General features: G+C 63.5%; 20 protein-coding genes and 1 pseudogene. 12 read left to right on the top strand and 9 right to left on the bottom strand.

Annotated elements, in window-relative coordinates; all coding sequences use genetic code 11:
• The first annotated feature begins 7 nt into the window (after positions 1 to 7).
• The 4 genes from E4P29_RS16055 to E4P29_RS16040 all read left to right on the top strand — a co-directional run bounded on the left by E4P29_RS16055 (position 8) and on the right by E4P29_RS16040 (position 4,190).
• A complete protein-coding gene (locus E4P29_RS16055) occupies positions 8 to 1,084 on the top strand; it encodes an alpha/beta fold hydrolase (protein WP_135046217.1) in 1,077 nt (358 codons plus the stop codon).
• The gene (locus tag E4P29_RS16050; RefSeq protein ID WP_167735510.1) at positions 1,081 to 1,533 is read left to right on the top strand and encodes a hypothetical protein; all 453 of its coding nucleotides are present in this window, start codon (positions 1,081 to 1,083) and stop codon (positions 1,531 to 1,533) included. The genes E4P29_RS16055 and E4P29_RS16050 overlap by 4 nt, the downstream gene beginning before the upstream one ends.
• Positions 1,526 to 2,641: a GGDEF domain-containing protein gene (locus tag E4P29_RS16045; protein WP_135046215.1), complete on the top strand. Its 1,116-nt coding sequence runs from the start codon at positions 1,526 to 1,528 to the stop codon at positions 2,639 to 2,641. Before E4P29_RS16050 ends, E4P29_RS16045 begins: the two co-directional genes overlap by 8 nt.
• A gap of 61 nt (positions 2,642 to 2,702) precedes the next feature.
• The gene (locus E4P29_RS16040) at positions 2,703 to 4,190 is read left to right on the top strand and encodes an FAD-dependent oxidoreductase (RefSeq protein WP_135046214.1); all 1,488 of its coding nucleotides are present in this window, start codon (positions 2,703 to 2,705) and stop codon (positions 4,188 to 4,190) included.
• A gap of 21 nt (positions 4,191 to 4,211) precedes the next feature.
• Here the strand turns inward: E4P29_RS16040 and E4P29_RS16035 are convergent, their stop codons facing one another.
• Positions 4,212 to 5,201 (bottom strand): tripartite tricarboxylate transporter substrate-binding protein, encoded by a 990-nt coding sequence (locus tag E4P29_RS16035; protein ID WP_135046213.1) that lies wholly within the window; start codon positions 5,199 to 5,201, stop codon positions 4,212 to 4,214.
• A gap of 212 nt (positions 5,202 to 5,413) precedes the next feature.
• Here E4P29_RS16035 and E4P29_RS16030 point away from each other — a divergent pair, with 212 nt between their 5' ends.
• Entirely contained in the window at positions 5,414 to 6,217 is an 804-nt protein-coding gene (locus tag E4P29_RS16030; protein ID WP_135046212.1) for a DUF4239 domain-containing protein, read from the top strand.
• Between the two features lie 24 nt (positions 6,218 to 6,241).
• Here E4P29_RS16030 and E4P29_RS16025 read toward each other — a convergent pair whose 3' ends face one another.
• Positions 6,242 to 6,649 carry a DoxX family protein gene (locus E4P29_RS16025; protein WP_135046211.1) on the bottom strand — a complete coding sequence of 136 codons (408 nt, stop codon included), beginning with the start codon at positions 6,647 to 6,649 and terminating at the stop codon, positions 6,242 to 6,244.
• 140 nt (positions 6,650 to 6,789) lie between these two features.
• Between E4P29_RS16025 and E4P29_RS16020 the strand changes: the two genes are divergently transcribed.
• Positions 6,790 to 8,076, top strand: coding sequence for a competence/damage-inducible protein A (locus E4P29_RS16020; protein ID WP_135046210.1), 1,287 nt, complete (start codon positions 6,790 to 6,792; stop codon positions 8,074 to 8,076).
• 9 nt (positions 8,077 to 8,085) lie between these two features.
• Here the strand turns inward: E4P29_RS16020 and E4P29_RS16015 are convergent, their stop codons facing one another.
• Both E4P29_RS16015 and E4P29_RS16010 read right to left on the bottom strand, forming a co-directional pair.
• Positions 8,086 to 8,841 carry an alpha/beta hydrolase gene (locus tag E4P29_RS16015; RefSeq protein WP_135046209.1) on the bottom strand — a complete coding sequence of 252 codons (756 nt, stop codon included), beginning with the start codon at positions 8,839 to 8,841 and terminating at the stop codon, positions 8,086 to 8,088.
• Positions 8,842 to 9,007: 166 nt separating this feature from the next.
• On the bottom strand, positions 9,008 to 9,703 hold the full coding sequence (locus E4P29_RS16010) for an SDR family NAD(P)-dependent oxidoreductase (RefSeq protein ID WP_135046208.1): 696 nt from the start codon (positions 9,701 to 9,703) through the stop codon (positions 9,008 to 9,010).
• A 101-nt stretch (positions 9,704 to 9,804) separates the two neighbouring features.
• Between E4P29_RS16010 and E4P29_RS16005 the strand changes: the two genes are divergently transcribed.
• Entirely contained in the window at positions 9,805 to 10,680 is an 876-nt protein-coding gene (locus E4P29_RS16005; protein WP_135046207.1) for a helix-turn-helix transcriptional regulator, read from the top strand.
• A 38-nt stretch (positions 10,681 to 10,718) separates the two neighbouring features.
• Here E4P29_RS16005 and E4P29_RS16000 read toward each other — a convergent pair whose 3' ends face one another.
• The 3 genes from E4P29_RS16000 to E4P29_RS15990 are packed head-to-tail and all read right to left on the bottom strand — an operon-like array spanning position 10,719 to position 13,082.
• On the bottom strand, positions 10,719 to 11,174 hold the full coding sequence (locus E4P29_RS16000) for a VOC family protein (protein WP_135046206.1): 456 nt from the start codon (positions 11,172 to 11,174) through the stop codon (positions 10,719 to 10,721).
• A 34-nt stretch (positions 11,175 to 11,208) separates the two neighbouring features.
• The gene (locus E4P29_RS15995) at positions 11,209 to 12,588 is read right to left on the bottom strand and encodes an alpha/beta hydrolase (protein WP_135046205.1); all 1,380 of its coding nucleotides are present in this window, start codon (positions 12,586 to 12,588) and stop codon (positions 11,209 to 11,211) included.
• A 5-nt stretch (positions 12,589 to 12,593) separates the two neighbouring features.
• Positions 12,594 to 13,082 carry a nucleoside deaminase gene (locus E4P29_RS15990; RefSeq protein WP_135046204.1) on the bottom strand — a complete coding sequence of 163 codons (489 nt, stop codon included), beginning with the start codon at positions 13,080 to 13,082 and terminating at the stop codon, positions 12,594 to 12,596.
• 167 nt (positions 13,083 to 13,249) lie between these two features.
• On the opposite strand from E4P29_RS15990, the gene E4P29_RS15985 reads away from it, so the two are divergent.
• Positions 13,250 to 13,849: a sulfite oxidase-like oxidoreductase gene (locus tag E4P29_RS15985; RefSeq protein ID WP_135046203.1), complete on the top strand. Its 600-nt coding sequence runs from the start codon at positions 13,250 to 13,252 to the stop codon at positions 13,847 to 13,849.
• Between the two features lies 1 nt (position 13,850).
• Positions 13,851 to 14,603, top strand: a complete 753-nt coding sequence (locus E4P29_RS15980; RefSeq protein WP_135046202.1) for a ferredoxin reductase — start codon at positions 13,851 to 13,853, stop codon at positions 14,601 to 14,603.
• A 20-nt stretch (positions 14,604 to 14,623) separates the two neighbouring features.
• Here E4P29_RS15980 and E4P29_RS15975 read toward each other — a convergent pair whose 3' ends face one another.
• Complete coding sequence (locus tag E4P29_RS15975) at positions 14,624 to 15,226, bottom strand: TetR-like C-terminal domain-containing protein (protein WP_245154357.1); 603 nt, start codon at positions 15,224 to 15,226, stop codon at positions 14,624 to 14,626.
• 99 nt (positions 15,227 to 15,325) lie between these two features.
• Here E4P29_RS15975 and E4P29_RS15970 point away from each other — a divergent pair, with 99 nt between their 5' ends.
• The 3 genes and pseudogenes from E4P29_RS15970 to E4P29_RS15960 all read left to right on the top strand — a co-directional run.
• Positions 15,326 to 16,675 carry an alpha/beta hydrolase gene (locus tag E4P29_RS15970; RefSeq protein WP_135046201.1) on the top strand — a complete coding sequence of 450 codons (1,350 nt, stop codon included), beginning with the start codon at positions 15,326 to 15,328 and terminating at the stop codon, positions 16,673 to 16,675.
• Between the two features lie 179 nt (positions 16,676 to 16,854).
• The gene (locus E4P29_RS15965; RefSeq protein WP_135046200.1) at positions 16,855 to 17,691 is read left to right on the top strand and encodes an alpha/beta hydrolase; all 837 of its coding nucleotides are present in this window, start codon (positions 16,855 to 16,857) and stop codon (positions 17,689 to 17,691) included.
• A 166-nt stretch (positions 17,692 to 17,857) separates the two neighbouring features.
• Positions 17,858 to 18,154, top strand: a pseudogene (locus tag E4P29_RS15960) (aminotransferase class III-fold pyridoxal phosphate-dependent enzyme); the annotation flags it as partial.
• A gap of 64 nt (positions 18,155 to 18,218) precedes the next feature.
• On the opposite strand, the gene E4P29_RS15955 reads toward E4P29_RS15960, so the two are convergent.
• Positions 18,219 to 19,211, bottom strand: a complete 993-nt coding sequence (locus tag E4P29_RS15955) for a LacI family DNA-binding transcriptional regulator (RefSeq protein ID WP_167735509.1) — start codon at positions 19,209 to 19,211, stop codon at positions 18,219 to 18,221.
• Positions 19,212 to 19,338 lie beyond the last annotated feature (127 nt).

Raw genomic sequence — 19,338 nt, 5'->3', positions numbered from 1 at the left:
CGATCGCATGATCACCGACGACCACACCGGTTTCACCCGTACCGAGACGTCATTTCACTCGAACGGAGTTCGTTGCGCTACTACGGTTTTCCGGCCACGCAGCCCGGCCTCCGACCGTCTGCCGGTGATTGTCATGGCCCACGGGTTCGGCAGTCCCCGAGCCATGCGCCTGTACGCCTACGCGGAGCGTTTCGTCGCCGCCGGTTACGTGGTGTGCGTCTTCGACTACCGGTTCTTCGGGGACAGCGAGGGCGAACCGCGCCAGCTGTTGAACGTGAACGAACAGCTCACCGACTGGCGAAACGCAGTCGACTTCGCGCGCTCGTTGAACGGAGTCGACGACAATCGGGTCGTCGCGTGGGGGACGTCGTTCGCCGGTGGGCACGTATTGACGTTGGCGAGCAACGGGGTTCGATTCGCAGCCGTCATCGCCCAGGTTCCCCACATCGACGGCATTGCCGCTGTTCGTGCAACCGGGTTGCGACAAGCTGTGCGGCTGGCACCGGCCGCCATCTCCGACAGTGTCCGCGCTGTCCTCGGGCGATCACCGCGCTACGTCGACAGCGTAGGACTACCCGGCCAACGCGCCGTGATGGTCTCGCCCGACGCGATGAAGGGGCGTGACCGTCTAGTCCTCGAGTCCGGACTGTCCGACGGCGACTACCCCGAAACCGTCGCTGCACGAATCCTTCTGAAGATCTGGCGCTACTCCCCCGGAAAGACGATGTCGCGGATCGACTGCCCCACTCTGGTGCAGATTGTGTCCGAAGACACGGTGACCCCGGCGTCCGTCGCGCAACGCGCCGCGGCGAAAGTTCGCGGTGCGACGGTTCGCACCTACGTAGGCGGTCATTTCGACCCCTACGTGGAGCCGTTGTTCTCCTCGGTGATCCGAGATCAACTGGCTTTCCTCGCCGACACAGTGCCTCTGCAGCTCCGGGCTGTCCCCTCCGCTGACCGCACGTTCGGTGTACCCCACAGTTCTCGGATTGGATCACCATGCCCGACGGCGCGAGCAGCTCCGAACTTTGGCTGTTGCGAACATATTTCGGTGAGAACGACGACGCCACGTGGACGTCCTTGACACAGTTGGCGTGCAGAACACGGTCTTCCGTACCGGGTGCCGAACTGGTCGTTTCCTCGGACCGGACGCAGTGCCAGCAGCGCATTCGACGGGTCGTCGCGCGACTGGCGACACGAGCCGAGGCGAACGACGGACTGTATGTCGCGCTTGCCGACAAGCAGACGTTCGCGCGCCCGGATCGGTTGCTGCTCACCATCGACTGCTCGGCGGTTCCGCCGAGCGCCGAACGCTTACCCTCCACTCGGATGACTCCGGACAGGGCCTTTCGGTTGGGCATCGATGGGCACTCACCGAAAATCGAAACGGACCGGTTGCCGATACCGGAACGAGCACCTTCGATTCTCCATTCCGAGCAATTCGCCGCCGACCTCACCGACAGCGTCGGCGAGGCAGTCCGCGCCAGTCTGCGCTGGCGATCGGACATGACACGAGACGATCTCGGTGGGTAGACATCGGGAATCGCAGGCAAGACCTGCGGCCACCGATAGGCCGGCCGGCCTGCGTACGAAAGACGAGACACCCGACCCGCTGCTGCGGACGGGGGTTGTCGTTCAGACACTGCTGTTCGGGTTACTCGGCATCGGCACCACGTTCACGCAGGACGGCCCCACCCAAGGACTCGGCACCGTACTGACCTACGCCGTGTGCATCAGCACCATTCCCGTCGCCCGGATCATGAGCAAAGCCGAATTCGGAATGGACCGGTGGTCTCGCCGCGCACCCGTCAACAACTGGTTCGTCGTGTATTGCGAACTCGGTGTCACCGTGGGGACGGCAACCTACTCTGATCCTCTTGCAGCGCTTCAAGGTGCGATGCTTCTCGCACTGGTCGGTGCGTACGCCGCGCACTTCGCTCGGCCGAAGGTGCTCTGGTTTCACGTCGCATGGAGCACTGTGTACGTGCTCGTACTCGGAGCGTCGGCATTGGCGACAACCCCTACCGACTCCGTATCGGTCATCCTGCGAGTCGTGGTGGCCATCATGGTGATCAACGGCGCGGTCACGCTGCTGTCGGCGTTCTCACGAGCGGTGTTGCACTCGTCTCGGGTTCATCTGTCAGACGCGATGACCGACCCTTTGACCGGAGTCTTGAACCGGCGGGGCCTGGAAGCCGGAGCAGTCGGCACCGCTGACGGCCCCGTTCACCCGGCTCTTGTACTGATCGATATCGACCACTTCAAAGCCGTCAACGACCACCACGGCCACTCCGCGGGCGACGTCGTATTGAGGCTGACGGCAATGCGATTGACCATCAGCGCCGGTCGATACGCGACGGTCTCACGACTGGGCGGCGACGAGTTCGTCGTCCTCGTCCCGGATCCGACGCCGACGCTCGGGGAGTTCGCCGAGCGCCTTCGGCACGCCGTCCACAACGACGCAGACGACATCCCGATCACCGTCAGCGTCGGTGCCGCACTGCCACACGTGGATCCACGCTCCACCCACACCAGGTTCGACCGAACACTCGCCGCCGCCGACGAGGCTTTGTATCGCGCGAAACGCAACGGTCGCAATCGCGTCGCTCTTGCGCGTCCCCCGGACGACATCGCTCACTGACGACGGCGCGTCTTTCCATATTTCCCGGGTTTCGCGACGACGACGGCGGGAACTCGGTTGTATGCCGCCCAACTCGCTCTGGCTCGATCGACCCGACCGCCGGCCTTACCGCGCCATCGATTTCGCACAGAAGTACGACACCGTGGTCATCGGGGCCGGACTCACAGGTTTGGTCACCGCCCTGCTTTTCGCTCGCGCCGGAGATCGCGTCGCGGTGCTCGAAGCCCGAACGATCGGCGCTGTCGCATCGGGAAACACGACGGCCAAGATCAGTGTGCTGCAGGGTACGAAGCTGTCGTCCATAGCGTCGAAACATGCGCAGCAGCAGGTGCGGCGCTACGTGCAGGGCAACACTGCTGGGCAGCAGTGGCTGCTCGACTACTGCGCGGAGCGGGGCATTGCCGTCCAACGCGAGACGGCGTACACGTACGCCACGACCAAATCCGGTCTCACCGCCGTTCGCGACGAATTGCGCGTCGCTCTCGGTGCCGGGTTGAACGCCTCCTACGGCACCGGCACCGAACTTCCCTTCGACATTGCCGGTGCCGTGTCCGTGCCCGACCAAGCTCAATTCGATCCGATGGACGCCCTCATCGCCTTGGCCGAGGACGCCTCGAACGCGGGTGCGGACATCACCGAGGGCACCCGAGCACTCGGTGTGAGACGGAGACTTCGGCACGTCGACGTCACGACGGATCAGGGCCGACTCCGCGGGTCCCGGGTCGTCTTGGCCACTGGCACACCCATTCTCGACCGTGGCGCATTCTTCGCTCGCATGGAACCGATGCGGTCGTACGCCGCCGCGTACGAGATCGACGGCGACGTTCCACGCGGGATGTACCTCTCGGCCGACTCCCCCAGCCGGTCCATCCGGTATGCGCCGACCCCGACCGGCGATCTGCTCCTCATCGGCGGGAACGACCACGTCGTCGGGCGCGAGTCTTCTCCGCAGGCCCAGGTGCACGACCTAAACGAATGGACCGAAGAGAATTTCCCCGGAGCCCGACGACGATACAGATGGTCTGCGCAGGACTACGGATCGATCGACGCGCTGCCGTACGCCGGACCACTGCTGCCCGGCGACGATCGCATCTGGGTCGCCACCGGTTACGACAAATGGGGAATGACGAACGCCGCAGCATCCGCGCTCGTCCTTGCCCAGCGGGCGTTCGGTGGTCGAACCGACTGGGCCGGCGCGTATGACAGCTGGAATCTTCGCCAACTCACCGGCATCGTCGACGCGATCCGTATCAATGCCAATGTGGGACTGAACATGACGAAAGGATGGGTGAAGCCGATCACCGGGGGCTCGAAAACCCCACTGGTCGAGGGTCAGGGCCACGTCGAGCCCGGCATCACACCGAAGGCTGTCTGCACCGTCGACGGCGTCACCCACCGGGTGTCTGCGGTGTGCCCGCACCTCGGCGGCATCGTGGCGTGGAACGACGCAGAGAAGTCCTGGGACTGCCCATTGCACGGTTCGCGCTTCGCTGCCGACGGCTCCGTGTTGGAAGGTCCTGTCACGTCAGGTCTGAATTCGATGTCCTGAACAACACACGATCGGATTCGTTCAGCGCGGTGCCTGTTGCAGTCCGGTCTCCACATCCTTCTGGGTATCGGCCAGGAATTTGTCGAACTCGTCGCCGATCATGAACGTCGTCGTGAACTTGCTGCGCTCTGCGATCTGCTTCCAGGTGGGTGTCTCCACCATCGTGCCCAGCGCGGTCTGCCAGTACTCGACGGCGTCGGTCGGCATATCCGGGGGCCCGTAGATTCCCCGCCAATTAGACAGTGTCACATCCAATCCCAGCTCCCTCGCCGTCGGAATGTCGAGACCGGGGATACGAGTATCGGCAAGAATTCCGATCCCCGTGAGGTTTCCGGACGACAGCTCGTCGACGAATTCGCTGACACCGCCGATGGCCACGTCGATCTCGCCACCCAGAAGTGCCGTGCTCTGTGCGCGGCCACCCTCCTGGGTGACGTACCGGACCTCGGACGGGTCGCCTCCGCCTGCCGAGACCAGGAGGCCGAACGGCAACTCGTCGTCGTGCGCCGCACCGACCACCACGCGCGACGGGTCGGACGCTATTGCCGCGATGACTGAAGAGAGGTCGGCGAGAGGACCGCCCGGACGCGTCACGACGACGTAGTACTCGGACATCAGGCGGGCGATCATCGTGACGTCGTCGTAGCCGTATTCGGACAGCCCGCTGACCTGGTTCACCATCATCGACAACGATGTCACCGCAAGCTGATCGTTTGTGCCGCGGTGGTCTTCTACCATCGTGGCCAGATAGTCGACTCCACTGCCGCCGGGTCGATTCTGCACCGGGAGAGCTGTTTCGACGATCTTCTCCTTCTGCAGTGCATCGACGACCGACCGGATGGTGAGATCGAAGCCGCTGCCGGGATCGGCTCCAGCCGTCATGGTGACGGGGCCATCGGGATAGGGGGCCGATTCGGATGTGGGTGTGGCATCGGAGTCGGGTCCGGAATCGGTACATCCGGTCATCAGGAGGGCGGTAGCGATCATCACGCCGAATACGGACTTCTTCATCGAATGATACGACTCCTCGGTCGACGTGATCGGGACTGGCTGCTGTGCATCATTTCTGGCGTTCGGTCGGCCGGTCTCGCGCGCTGGAGCCCAACTCTAGGATGCGGCGGCAGGTGGCGGAGCAGATTGGTGTTCGGACAGCTGCCGTTTCCCACGCACGACGAGTATGCGAATATCCGTCGCGGTGTCGCGGACTCACCTAGAGTTGCCCAGTGTCGAGCTGGATTCTGGGTCTGATCGTCGTCCTCGTCGTGGTCGTGGCCGTGACCGCCAAACTTGCTGCGCGTACCCGGGCACCGGACCCCGGTTGGTTCATCGACAGCACTCGGGCGGCCGGCGCGTTGACGGTGATCGGCACGATGTTCTCCGTGCTGTTGGCTTTCACCATCTTCTTTGCGCTGCAGAGTTATCAACGCGCGAGCAACGGAGCCAGCGTCGAGGCTGTTGCCGTGACCGAATTGCACAATGTGGCCGACGTCCTCGAGGGACACGACGGCGAACGGTTGCACGGCGGCCTCATCTGCTACGGCCGCGCGGTCGTCTCGGACGAGTGGTCCGCAATGTCGCGAAGTGAAACGTCACCGGCGGTCAATCACTGGGTCGACACCATGGCCGAAGATTTCGCTGCCACCACACCGCAGGGTTCGTCGCAGGAAGCGGCATACGGACAGTGGTTCGACCAGCAGGCCGAGCGCCGCGACGGCCGCCGCGATCGGCTGGCCGAAGCAACACCGTCGGTTCCTTTTCCGTTGTGGATCGTGCTGGGAATCGGGGCGTCGGCAATTCTCTCGTACATGTGCGTTCAAGCGGATCGTCGTGAATCCGCCGTCGTACAAGCTGTTCCGATCGCGTTCGTGTCGGCGCTCGTGGCCTCCGCCCTGGTTGTGGTCGCGTTTCTCGACCACCCCTACTCGGATTGGTCGGGGAGTATTCAACCCACCGAAATGAGCGTGACGTTGCAGTTCATCGACGACGGTCATCCGGTTCCGTGCGACGACTCGGGCAACCCGACCTGAGTAGAACTGCCCGCCCGCGTCTGACTACCGCACGATCGGCATGACCTGACGCACCTTCGGATCCCGTAGGTACAGCGCACCCCACGCGAGAATCCCGACGTAGACCGCGAACAGGACTGTGCTGAAGAGCGGCTTGTCGACCCGCCAGTTGGTGAGAACGGCACCACCGAGATAGCCGGTCAGGAGAACTGCACCCAGGAATGCGGTGCGCGGCACCAGGTACAGAACCAAGCACACCAGAAGTACGACGCCGATGACGGGCGTCATCTCGTCGCGCAACCCCAACTCCACCGTCGCGTCTTTCACCTGCTGCACATTCAGCAGTTTGCCGACGCTGTCGAAGATCAGAAACAACGCCAGCAGGCCGGTGAGGACCCAGCCGACTCGCGCTGCGTTGCGTGATGTGGTTGCAGATGTGGTCGTCGTGGTCATGATGTTCTCCGATGTTCGAGATGCACGGTGTCGCCGGTATCGACTGCCGTCGGTGCGGAAACTCACCGCGGCCCCGGATTCGGTGTCGACCGAACCACCGTCGCGGGTCCACTCGAACCCGGGGACAGTAAAGTCGAAGGATGTCAGTGCGAGCAGGTGTTGTGGTCACGGGAACCGAGGTTCTTTCGGGTCGGGTCTCCGACAGGAACGGCCCATGGGTAGCCCAACAGCTCTTGGAACTGGGCGTCGACGTCGCTCACATCACCGTGTGCGGAGATCGGCCCGATGATCTCACCGCACAACTTCGCTTTCTCGCCGATCAGCGTATGGATCTCATCGTCACCACTGGCGGGTTGGGGCCGACCGCCGACGATCTCACGGTCGCAACCGTGGCCGCGTTGTACGGTCGAGAACTTCGGCTCGACGTCGAACTCGAGGAGCGCATCAACACTATCGTTCAGCGGTGGCGGAGCCGCCTGAGTTCCTCGCCCGATTCGGAGCCCCTTCTCGCGGGCATCCGCAAGCAGGCCTTGGTTCCAGAAGGCGCACAGTCCATTTCACCGACCGGAACTGCACCCGGCGTCGCGATACCCGCGAGTGACTCCGGGATGCTGCCTGTCGTTCTGATCCTGCCGGGCCCACCGCGCGAGCTACAGGCCATGTGGCCCGAAGCTGTGCACACAGCGCCGGTCGCGCGGGTGTTGGCTCGCAGCACGGCCGTCCGTCAGGACACCATCCGCGCATACGGTCTGTCGGAGGCAGACCTCGCAGCGACCTTACGAACAGCAGAGCGCGAAGTAGCGGGATTCAGCGACCTCGAGATCACCACCTGCCTCCGCCTCGGTGAACTCGAAATGGTGACGCGCTATGCAGAATCAGCGGCGGCCGCATACTCCGACGTCGCAGCACTCATCGACGAACACTATGGCTCACAAGTCTTTTCGACCGACGGTTCCACTATCGACGACATCGTGGCGAGTCGTTTGGCGGGCCGTCGCATCGCAACTGCGGAATCGTGCACGGGCGGCATGATCGCTGCGCGTCTCACCGACCGGGCCGGGTCGTCGGCATATGTGATCGGCGCGGTGGTCTCGTACGCAAACGAGGCGAAGACAGAACTTCTCGGTGTTCCGGCCGAGGTCATCGACCGGCACGGAGCCGTGAGCGAACCGGTGGCTGCGCTGATGGCGGAAGGCGCGTTGAACCGGGTGGGCGTCGACATCGCTGTCTCGACCAGTGGCATCGCCGGCCCCGGCGGTGGCACCGAACTCAAACCCGTCGGCACCGTGTGCTTCGCAATTGCCGTCCGCGATCAGCCGACCTTTACCCGGACACTTCGACTGCCCGGTGACAGGGCAAGCGTGCGTTCGCTTTCCACCACCGCAGCGATGCACATGCTCGCCGATGCTCTGGAGCCGACGATCTGATTCTTGTTGTCAACAACCGACGATGGACTGCTCGATCGTCTTCGCCACCAGTGCCGCATTGTCGATCATCGGCACATGTCCGACATCTGCCAGCGTGACGAAATGCGCCCCCGGTAGCCGCTGACGGGCCGCTGGGACGAAATGTTCGGGCGGGAAGATGCGGTCTTCACTCGACCACGCCACGGTGACAGGGCACGGCATCTCGGTGAACGGTGCCACGCTCTCGCGGGTGTTCAGTAGGTCGTGAGCCGCATCGCAACCGACGAGGTCTTCGAACGAGCCGGCGGCCTGCTGGTGCGTCATCTGCTTGCCGCGCAACGCAATATCACGCATGGCGAGCTGGCGGACGAACCCGAACCGCATCAGCGGCGGCATCAGTGAGCTGGTGACGTCGGCCAGCTTCTTGGTTCGGATCAACGTCGCCCGACTCTTACCCGGATCGGCGTCGGGCTCCCAGAAACCGGCGGGCGAGAGCGCGCACACCGAACGGGCCCGGCCTCTGCGAGCGAGCTCGATGCCCATCCACCCTCCCATCGAATTGCCCGCGATGTGCACGGTGTCCAGACCACGATCATCGAGCAGCTGCTCTGTCACATCGGTCAAAGCGCCGATGCTTGCGTGCTCGAGTCGACGTCCACCGCGGTGGCCCGCTGCGGTCGGGACGACGAGGTCGTAGTTCCTCTCCAGCAACGGTGCAACGGTCTCCCACGCTCGAGCCGACATCGTCACTCCGTGCAGCAGCAGAAGTGGAGGTTTTATGCTCATCGTTCTTCTCCTTTCCTACGGTGGCACATCGGTGGGCGCTGTCGTCCGAACACCCGTGAACTGCCTGAGCCCGACAGGCTACGTCACCCGGACGCCGGATTCCGTGCACTCGTAGCGATCGCGGCGCGGGAGAACCGCCTACCCGTTGCAATCGCCGACAATCGCCTCACCAACCCACTGCGCCGTGCCGGTCGATGAACCGCCCGGAACCGTGGCCAGGCCCTTCGGTCGCGAGCTGCACGATGGCGTCGGTCCCCTCGGTGACAGTCTGCGGACCGCTGTTGCCGTTGAATTCGGTTGCGGTGTAGCCCGGATCGGCGGCATTGATGCGAATGTCGCTCAGGCCCTTGGCATACTGCGTCGTCAGCATCGTGACAGCCGACTTCGATGCAGTGTAGGCCGGAGCAACCACGCTGGATTCGACGCGAGACCGATCGTGAGTCGCCGCGAAAGAACCCATCCCACTGCTGACGTTGACGATGACGGGATCGCTGGAACCGCGAAGCAGAGGAAGGAATGCAGCAGTGGTACGGACGATTCCGAGAACGTTGACGTCGAGCACCGACTGGACATCCTCGGCGGTCAACTCGTCGACGGCAGTGTGCGGCCCAGCGATTCCCGCGTTGTTGATCAGCACGTCGACAACCCCCTCCTGCCGTTGTACGTCCGCAGCTGCCGATGCGACGGATTCGGCATCGGTGACGTCGATCTGCACGAACCGAGCACCCAGTGCTGCTGCAGCAGTCCTACCCCGCTCGGCGTCACGTGCTCCGAGGATCACGGTGTGGCCGTGATCGATCAGTCGTCGCGCGGTTTCGTAACCGAGTCCCTTGTTTGCTCCGGTGATGAATGTGATGGTCATGCACCCAGTGTCCACGTCGCCGGGTAGGTGTTCCAGGCACGCTTCGACGGTAGGAAAACCGGTACCACCCTCACACCCGCCCGCAGGGCGACAATGGTTCCGTGACCTGGACAACGGACGGACTCGGCGCGACGATCAGATCGTGGCGTGATCGACTCTCACCCGACGCTGCCGGACTACCGACCGGACACTCTCGACGGGCCGCCGGGCTCCGGCGCGAGGACCTCGCCGATCTCGCGGGCATTTCCGTGGATTACGTCGTGCGGCTCGAACAGGGACGCGCGAAGACTCCGTCGGTGCAGGTGGTGTCGTCCTTGGCGCGGGCTCTTCAGCTGACTCTTCCCGAGCGAGACCACCTCTACCGCTTGGCCGGTCATATTCCGCCGGCCGACGGGACTGTCTCCGACCACATTCCGCCCGGAGTGAGGCGGGTTGTGGGCCGGCTCGGCGACGGCGCAGTCGCGGTGTTCGCCGCCGACTGGCAACTGCTGTGGTGGAACCGACAGTGGGCCGCGCTCGTCGGTGATCCGTCGGCCGTCTCACCCTCCAAGAGGAACTTCGCGCGTGACTGTTTCCCCCTCGGCACGGACACACCCGGAATGTCCGCCTGGCCGGTGACGTCGTCCGGCGGCGAAGAATCGGTCCGCGCAGCCGTCGTATCCGACCTTCGGCGGGCGACCGGGCGGTTTCCCCACGACTCGAGACTCAGCGGGCTGATCGAAGAATTACGCACCAGCAGTTCCGAATTCGAGTCACTGTGGTCGTTCGGTACCGTCGGTTCACATCGCGAGGATCACAAAGTGGTCCACCATCCGACGGTCGGGCCGATCACCGTCGACTGCGACGTGCTCACCGACGGCGACGCGGAGCTCAAGATCGTCGTCATGACTGCCGCCCCCGGATCGGAAGACGAAACGAAACTGCGGTTGGCCGCCGTTTCCGGTTCCGTCGGCCAGACGCGGCTGCCAGTGCAGTAGCCGCGAATCGAGCGACCGATTCTCGTCGAGGCCGACAACTATTCGTCCGGTGCACCTGCCGGAGACGCGAGTGACTGTGCGAGCATCAGGATTATGCCGCTGGGACCGCGAATGTACGTAAGTTTGTATACGCCTTCGTAATTGGCAACACCGCGGAGCGGGTGGTAGCCGTGACGCGCTGCGATCGCGAGGGCGTCATCGATGTCGTCTACCGAGAAGGCGATGCGATGCATGCCGATATCGTTGGGCAGGGTGGGCGAGGTTTCGATGGCGTCGGGGTGGATGTACTCGAACAGTTCGATCTGCCCCGACCCGTCCGGGGTTTGCAGTACTGCGATCTTGGCGTGGTTTCCATCGAGCCCGACGGCGGTGTCGGCCCACTCCCCCCGCACCGTGTCACGGCCGAGCACGGTGAGCCCGAGGTCGGTGAAGAACGTGATCGTGGCCTCGATGTCTCGGACGGCAATCCCTACATTCACCAGTTCGATGGCCACCGCATGCTCCCTTGTGTTGTGTCGAACAACTGCTTCACCTCACACTGCCACGTAGGAACTCGATCTTCGTGCGGTTGTACTCGTCGGTCCACTGCGAGCCCGTGGTCATGAACGCATGCGGGAGGGCCGCCTCGTTCTTGCTGTACAGATTCAAGCGATTGGCAACGCCCATTCTGTCCAGCTTCGCGCTCAGTTCGGCAGCCTGATCGGGGAAGGTGCCGGTGTTGCCGTCGGCGATGAAGCTCGGTGGGAAGTCGGACGTGGCGTTCTCCGTGACGTTTGCACGTGCCAGCCAAGCAGCATCGGTGGTGTCGACGTAGCTGCGTGCACCGATGTCGTACAGGAAGCCGTTCGACGGGCTCGGAGATTGTGGCGAGCCGGCCCTCCCCACGTCGAGGACTGCACTGTCGAACACCAAGGCCTTCAGAGCGCTTCGATTCATCGTCGCTTCGATGCCCAACGCCTGCGCGTAATCGGGGTTGGTCTGAACATTGGCGTAGCTACCCACGATCTGACCACCCGCGCTGCTTCCGGCGAGTACGACGCGGCTCATGTCCAGGCCGTACCGGTCAGCGTTCGTGTTCAAGAACTGCAGCGCCTCACCCAGCTGGATCGTCTGTGTGGGGAAACGGTATTGCGGTGCGAACGCGTAGTTCACCGACACCAGGTTGTAACCGGCGTCGAGTACCGGACCCGCTCCCGATGCGAAATACGGGCTGTTCGTGACGGATTCGGAATCACCGTCGGCCTTGTCCCCCGCTATCCATCCCCCACCGTGCACCATGACGTACGTAGGACGGCTGACCGACGGATCGTTGTCGGCGATGTAGATGTCGAGAAACGAATTGGGAAGCGACGAACCGTATTCGATATCACTGGTACGACTTGCCCCATTCGAATCCGACATCGCAGTCGGCGCGGCAGGCTCGAAGGAATTGCTGTGCCCCAACGCCTGCAGTGATCGGACCAGCGGTGCCGGACTGGCGGCTGTGGTGATCATCAGTGCGGAAACCACCATCGCAATCACTGCAGCGAGGCCGGCCGGTACAGCAGCAGTCGCCCTACGAGGGTTACCCGAGGAGCCTGCCCACGCCGATCCGAGCAGAAAGAACCCGAGCGCAGTTGCCGCGATTGCGGTCACGACCCACAGCGAGTGAAAGTCCGTCACCAACCAGGCGACCTGAGCGACCACGGTCACGGCACCGAGCGAGGCCCCTACGGCAACATGCTTTCTGGCATCGAACGAGACAAGACAGGTGGCCACGACGGCCACAACGGTGACCCACAATCCCACCGCGAGCTGCTGACGAATCAGCAGACACTCGAGCCACGCAAGTGCCACAGTGATGCCGCCGGTCGCGACGAGTGCCGTTGTCGATGTCCTCGAACGCGGGTCTTCGACGATCTTGCTCATCCTCGCTACTCCGTGGACGTGTGACGTTGCCTGTGCAAATCGCGGACAGCGTCGCTGAACTCGGCGACCGGCCCGTCCACCAGCGCTCCCGGCACCACCTGCGTAACCGAGAGCGGCGTGATCGTGAGCGGCGGAGCACCGAATTCTTCGAGCCACGTGAGCAATTGAGCTGTCGAGGTGGCGTAGACGATACGTCCGAGCCCGACGATTCCGTGGCTCGCCGCGCACATCGCACAGTGCTCACCGGAGGTGTACACCGTTGACACTCGACGCTCACTGGGGTTCAGATTGGTCGCAGCCCATCGTGACAGGGCGATCTCGGGGTGCTGAGTGGGATCGTGTCGATCGCCGACGCGATTGCGGTCCTCCGCAAGCACTTCACCGCTGCCCGACACCAGCACCGAACCGAACGGATCGTTGCCCGTACTCACTGCGACTGCCGCCAGATCCACGGCACGCGCCAGAAATACACGGTCGCCGGCGGAAATACTCATGCTGCACCTCGTGGTGCGTCGACGATAGAAGTGTCCACAGCTCGACCGTACCGGTACGAAGCACGGCGAACTCCGCATCGATCCCACGCGCTCCCGCCGAATCGCAGGTAGCCGATACCGTCACCCGACTTGTCAGACTCCTGACAACGAGCGCACAATTCTTCACCATGGCACTGATCTCGAAGGGCTTCGTGGGCCGACGACGGGGCGACGACGGGCGCACTCCCCCCGGTCAGTATCTGACCAAGGACTTCCCCGTACTCGCGATCGGGCCTGCGCCCGTGGTCGCGACCGACACGTGGTCGTTCTCGGTCACCACCGAACGTGGCGACACGCGTAGTTGGACGTGGGACGAATTCGCCGCACTGCCGCAGGAGACTCCGACCGTCGACATCCACTGTGTCACCAAATGGTCGAAGCTCGACACCACCTGGCGCGGCGTGAGCCTGGACGTTCTGCTGGACGGTCTCGACACCGAGGCCGGGTACGTCGTGGTGCACGGCTTCGACGGTTACACCACCAACCTCCCCCTCGAGGATCTCGAGGACGGGAAGGCCTGGCTGGTCACCGAGTTCGACGGCGCTCCTCTGGCTCGCGAACACGGAGGTCCCGCAAGGCTTCTCGTTCCGCATCTGTACTTCTGGAAATCGGCGAAGTGGGTCTCACGCATCGAGCTGACCCTGGAGAACGAACAGGGCTTCTGGGAACGCGGTGGGTACCACGACTACGGAGACCCCTGGCGCGAGCAGCGCTACCAGGGCGACTGACGTGGCCGTGACGGCCGGGGCGAAACCCTGGCTCGTTGCCACGGTTGCGGCCGTGCGGCGTGAGACACCCACCGCGTCCACCCTTGTTCTCGACGTCGACGGTTGGCCCGGCCATCTCGCCGGGCAGCATGTGGACGTCAAGCTCACCGCCGAGGACGGCTACAGCGCGCAGCGCAGCTACTCTCTGGCGTCGGCACCGGACGGCACGTCGCGTATCGAGATTTCGGTCCAGAACGTCACGGACGGCGAGGTGTCGCCCTACTTGGTCGAGTCCGTCGAGATCGGTGATCGCATCGAACTCCGCGGGCCTGTGGGTCGATGGTTCGTCTGGCGCCCGTCCCAACCGTCGGAGACCCCGTCTCCCCCGATCCTGTTGGTGGGTGGCGGTTCCGGCATTGTTCCGCTCCGCGCCATGGTTCGCGCACAGGCGTCCGCGACGGGCGGACGAGTGCCTTTTCGGGTGCTGTACTCGGTGCGCGAACCCGCCGAGGTCTACTTCGCGGACGAGTGGGCTCACCCTCCGGCGGGAGTGGACGTCACCATGATCCATACGCGGCGTGCTCCGGCCGGCAACGCACGGCCACTCGGTCGAATCACGTTGGAAGACATCGATGCTCACGGATGGCCGGCGGAGTTCGAGCCGCGATGCTACATCTGTGGCCCCACGAGCTTCGTCGACACCGTGGCCGACATGTTGGTGGAGCGGGGTCACTCGGCAGCGAACATCCGTACGGAGCGTTTCGGACCGAGTTGAGACCCTCGAACCAGCGCCGCTCACGACGCTGCTCCGCAGTAAGCCATCACGGCAGTCACCAGGCTATCTACGAATTCGGGGTCACATGGCTGCCGGGTCAGCAGATGGCGAAAGTGGATCGGGGCGACCAGTATTTCGATCGCGGTGCGGGCATCGACATCGGTAGTGGTTTCGGACCGTTCCGCAGCGCGGTCGAATATTGCCGCGACAGTCTGAAACCGATGCCGCCAGAATGCATTACGCGCGTCGGCGGTGTCGGGTGAGTCGACGATCGAGGAAAAAACGCGAAGAAGTCCTTGCCCGACGGCAGTTTTCAGATATCCGTCGAGCGCGGTTGCGAACGCGGTCAAGTCGCCCCGAAGAGCGCCCGTGTCAGGTATCTGCAGCGTGCGCTCACTGGCGGTGAGGAGAACGTCGAGAACCAAATTCTCTCGCGTTCCCCACCGCCGGTAGATCGTACTGTCCTGCACTCCCGACCTACGACTGATATCCGGAATGCCGACCTTCTCGACCCCGATCTCCAGGACGACGTCGAGCACAGCCCGGTGGACAGCCTCGGTCACCTTGGCGGCGCGGCCGCCGGGCCGACGACGCTTTTCGTGGTTCACGGCTGCCTCGTTCACGCACCCAGGTTAAAGCAGACGTTCTTGCTTTTGGACATCAGGCAACCTACGGTGCCTCAAAGCAGAATTATCTGCGCGAAGGGACGGGGAACACACGCGATGGCAACGTTGATCGAATGGGGACAACGGGCGGCGGTCAGCGTCCGAGCGTTGACACACACCACCGAACAATCCGCTCACAGCCGCGGTGTCGCGCCTTTTCTACCGCGTTTGTTCGTGGACCGCTTCACCCATCTCGGCGGCATTCCCGACGCCGTATTCCGAGCCCAGCTGGCGCAGTGCCGCTCCTTCGAGGACGGACTGTGGGCTCCTTACTGGTCGAATTTCGCCGCTGAGCACCTCGAACGCGCCGACACAGCGTTGTCCCGACTGGGCGCACCCGTGAGTCGTCGCCTGCTCGGTACCCGCGACGACGCGATGCTGTCCGAGCTGGGTACAGCACTCGCCCCAGCAGCCGGCATCCTTGCCGATCGTGGAACGGTCGCCGACCCCCGCGCGACGGAACGATTCGTCGACGAGCATCCTGAGGCCTCCGACGCAGCGGTCGCGATCGACGGGTTGATCAAGGCGTTGGTCTACTACTTCGTCGCTGCGTGGCCGGGCGGGACACCGCGACGACTCGCCGCATATCTGAGGTCGGCTCGGTTGGCGGAAGCACTACTGCTGGCTCTCGCACCGACCATGGGGGACATCGTCGACGTGGTCGATATCGACATACCCGGTACTACCGACCGAGTACACGGCATTCTCGCGTTGCCGTCGGGACCGAAGCAGGTGCCGACGGTTCTGGTCACGAACGGCCTCGAGGGCACGATCGCCGAGACGCTATTGCCCCTGTTGGCACAACGAGACGCAGGCCTGGGCACATTCGTCATGGAGATGCCAGGAACGTACTCGTACGACAACCCCATGACTGCCGCGTCCGAAGCGGTGTACTCGGCGGTGATCGACTTCCTCGCGGCCGACGGGCGCGTCGACGCCGAGCGAATAGGCATGATGGGCTTCAGCTTCGGCGCTTACTGGTCCGCGCGTATGGCCGCATCGGATTCACGTGTGAAGGTGGCCGTGTCCAACGGGCCGTTGACTCATCGGAGTTTCGGTGCGCTCAACTCGATCGGGATGCCCGAGGTGATGGTGTCGACTCTGGTCCGCACGCTCGGTGCGACCGGAACTGCGGACCTGATGCGCAAGATATCGACACTGTCGTTGCGGGACCGCTACCGCGACATCGATATTCCGCTGCTCGTGATCAACGGGGCCGAGGACACGTTGGCCAGTACCCGCGACTCGATCGAACTCGCCATCGGCGCACCGCATGCCCAATTGGTGCTGTACGCCCAGGACGACCACTGCGCGATGGGCAATGCAGAACACTGGTCGGCACTGTCGACTCGATTCCTTCGCGAGCATCTCCTCGGCTCGCCGACCCCTACCGAGCTACTTCCGTGATTCACCCGTCCACGGACGTCCGTCAGCGATCTCGCAGCCATGAGCTGCATCGTCCGAGTAGTCCCCACCGAAGCATCTCGAGACTCACACGCGATACAGACGAATCATCCACATTTCGAGCAATGCAGTGGGCGGGGAATCCATCCCCTATCGAGCCGACTTCCCATACTGTCGCAACCATGAGCATCGATCGAGTACCGGTATCCGGCGGAGACGTCGTCGTCGAAACACACACCGGCACCAGCGAGCCGGTCCTCGTGGTGCACGGCGTTTCCAGCCAACGCATGCTGTGGGGCTGGCTGCGGGCGGAGTCGCCGCACCTGACCCTCGTCGCACCGGATCTGCGCGGCAGAGGTGACAGCGTGAACGTGACGGGACCATCCTCGTTGAGTCGGCACGCAGACGACCTCGACGCCGTCATGGATGCCCTGGGACTCGACGCCGCGCACGTGTGTGGAATGTCCATGGGTGGATTCGTGGCCGTCGAGTTCGCGGCCCGGTATTCGGCCAGAGTGAAGAGTCTCGTTCTCGTCGACGGAGGCGTGCCGGTGGCCCCGCCTGCCGGCCTCACTCGGGAGTCCGTAGGGGCTGTGTTCGCAGACCGGATTGCTCGAACTCAGCAGCACTTCGACGCCGTCGACGAATACGTCGAATTTCTGGTGTCGACGTCACTACCGATGCTCGACCCAGCCGATCCGCTCCTCCGGACGTACGCCGAACACGACCTGGTCGACGGATCGGTGCGATTGTCGTCCGCTGCGGTCGTCGCGGACGCCACGGACGTGTTCTTCGGCGCGTCACGGTTCCGAGAACTGGCAATGCCGATCCGATTCCTGCACGCGCAGTGGAGCGTTGGCTCGAGCTCGGCACCGATGTACTCGCCCGAGGACATCGATGCGCTCGACCTGACTTCCGTCGTTCCGATGCCTGGACTCGATCACGCCGGCACCATCATGACCCCGACCGGTGCCGCTGCAGTGGGACGAACGATCGACGAGGCACTCGACGTGGGTTGATCACTGCCGAATACCGGCATGTGGCGGGATCACGACGGTCGAGTCGACGCGAGCGTGACACCCGAATACTGTTCCCGCAGAACGTTCTTACGAATCTTGCCCGTCGGGTTGCGCGGATCTCGTCGACGAGGATGTAACGCTTGGGAATCTAGTACCGCGCCAGCCTGGTACGCACCTGATTTCCCGGCTCCGGGAACTTGCCACCCGTCACCCGCTGATCGGAACCGTGCACGGCTCGGGTCTCTACATCGGAGTGGAGATGATTCGCGATCACGACAGCCTCGAAGCAGCGCCCGAGGAGACACTCGCCATCTGCGACCGGATGCTCGAACTCGGCGTCCTCATCCAACCGACCGGTGAACGCAAGAACATTCTGAAGACCAAGCCGCCGTTGTGCATCGACATGGCGGGTGCCGATCACTACGCCGACATGCTCGATCGTGTACTCACCGAGGGCTGGTGACACCAACGGCCGTCCGAACGCGTGACCATGACGAACGCCGAAACGAAGATCTCGGTCGGCCGGTTCAGATCGGTGCGGAGACGACCTCGGCCCGGTGAAAAACGTGGGTGGTCGAGAACCCGGGCTCGGCCACATGTGACAGGAGAAGATCAGCGGCCGCTCTTCCGAATTCGTGCGGACGAAGGTCGACCTCGACGTCGAAGCTGTGCAGAGGCCCGATCGTCGGGTTACTCGTCGCTGTCGCTACTCGAATCCGAGATCGTCCGGAGGTTTCACTTCGATCGAAGAATATCAACCCGCGGTCCGCGATTTCCCTCCATCCGAAGAACACAGCGTCGATCGAGGGATCGGATATGAAGCGATCGAATTCGATCTCGAGCTGTCGGTTGGTCGGAAACGGCGGCAAGCTGACGACGAACGGCTCGACCCCGTGTTCCGAGCACCACTGCTGATAGCCGTCGCGCAGCAGCTGAGCCCACGAATGAACGCCTCGGGCGTCCGGTGCCACCAACGCGGGGCGGCGAACACCTCGGTCCCACAGTATGTCGAGTGCGTCGGCACACGCTCGCGCGTGCTCGATCTCGATCACTGCGGAAAAGCGCTCTGCCACAATGCCATCCACGCGACCCGCCGACACAACGGGTATGTTCGAGTGCACCAGAGAGGCGACTACCGAGTCCTGAGCAGTCGTATCGATGACGATGGCACCGTCCAGATGATCCCATGACTCCGTCGTCGATGCGGAGGACCTCGCAATCAAGGTGACGTCGTGCTCGCGGGTCGATGCCGCCTCGGTCACCCCGAATGCGAAAGGCATGTAGAACGGCATGTTTCGGACATCAGGAGCTATGTACAAACCGATCGTCTCGGAAGTACGGGTACGCAACTGCCGCGCACTCTTGTTCGAGACGTAGCCGGACTCCAATGCCGCCTGTCGCACTCGCGCGCGGGTCGCTTCCGATACCCGCCCGGAACCGCGCAGGGCGTCGGCCACCGTCGTCTTGGACAGACCCAATTCTGTTGCCAACTCGACCAGAGTTCTAGTCACACGGGCCACCGACACAAGTTATCACTGTCGCCCGAAGACACGTACGACGCCGCCTGCACGACGTAGGCCGACGCGAGCAAGGGTTGACAGCATCGCTGTGATTTGCGACTCTCTTGAAGCCGGATCGTTCCGGCAA

It is taken from the genome of Rhodococcus sp. 1R11, assembly GCF_004563845.1.
GTDB lineage: Bacteria > Actinomycetota > Actinomycetes > Mycobacteriales > Mycobacteriaceae > Rhodococcoides.
This window is presented reverse-complemented; position numbering and strand designations above follow the sequence as displayed.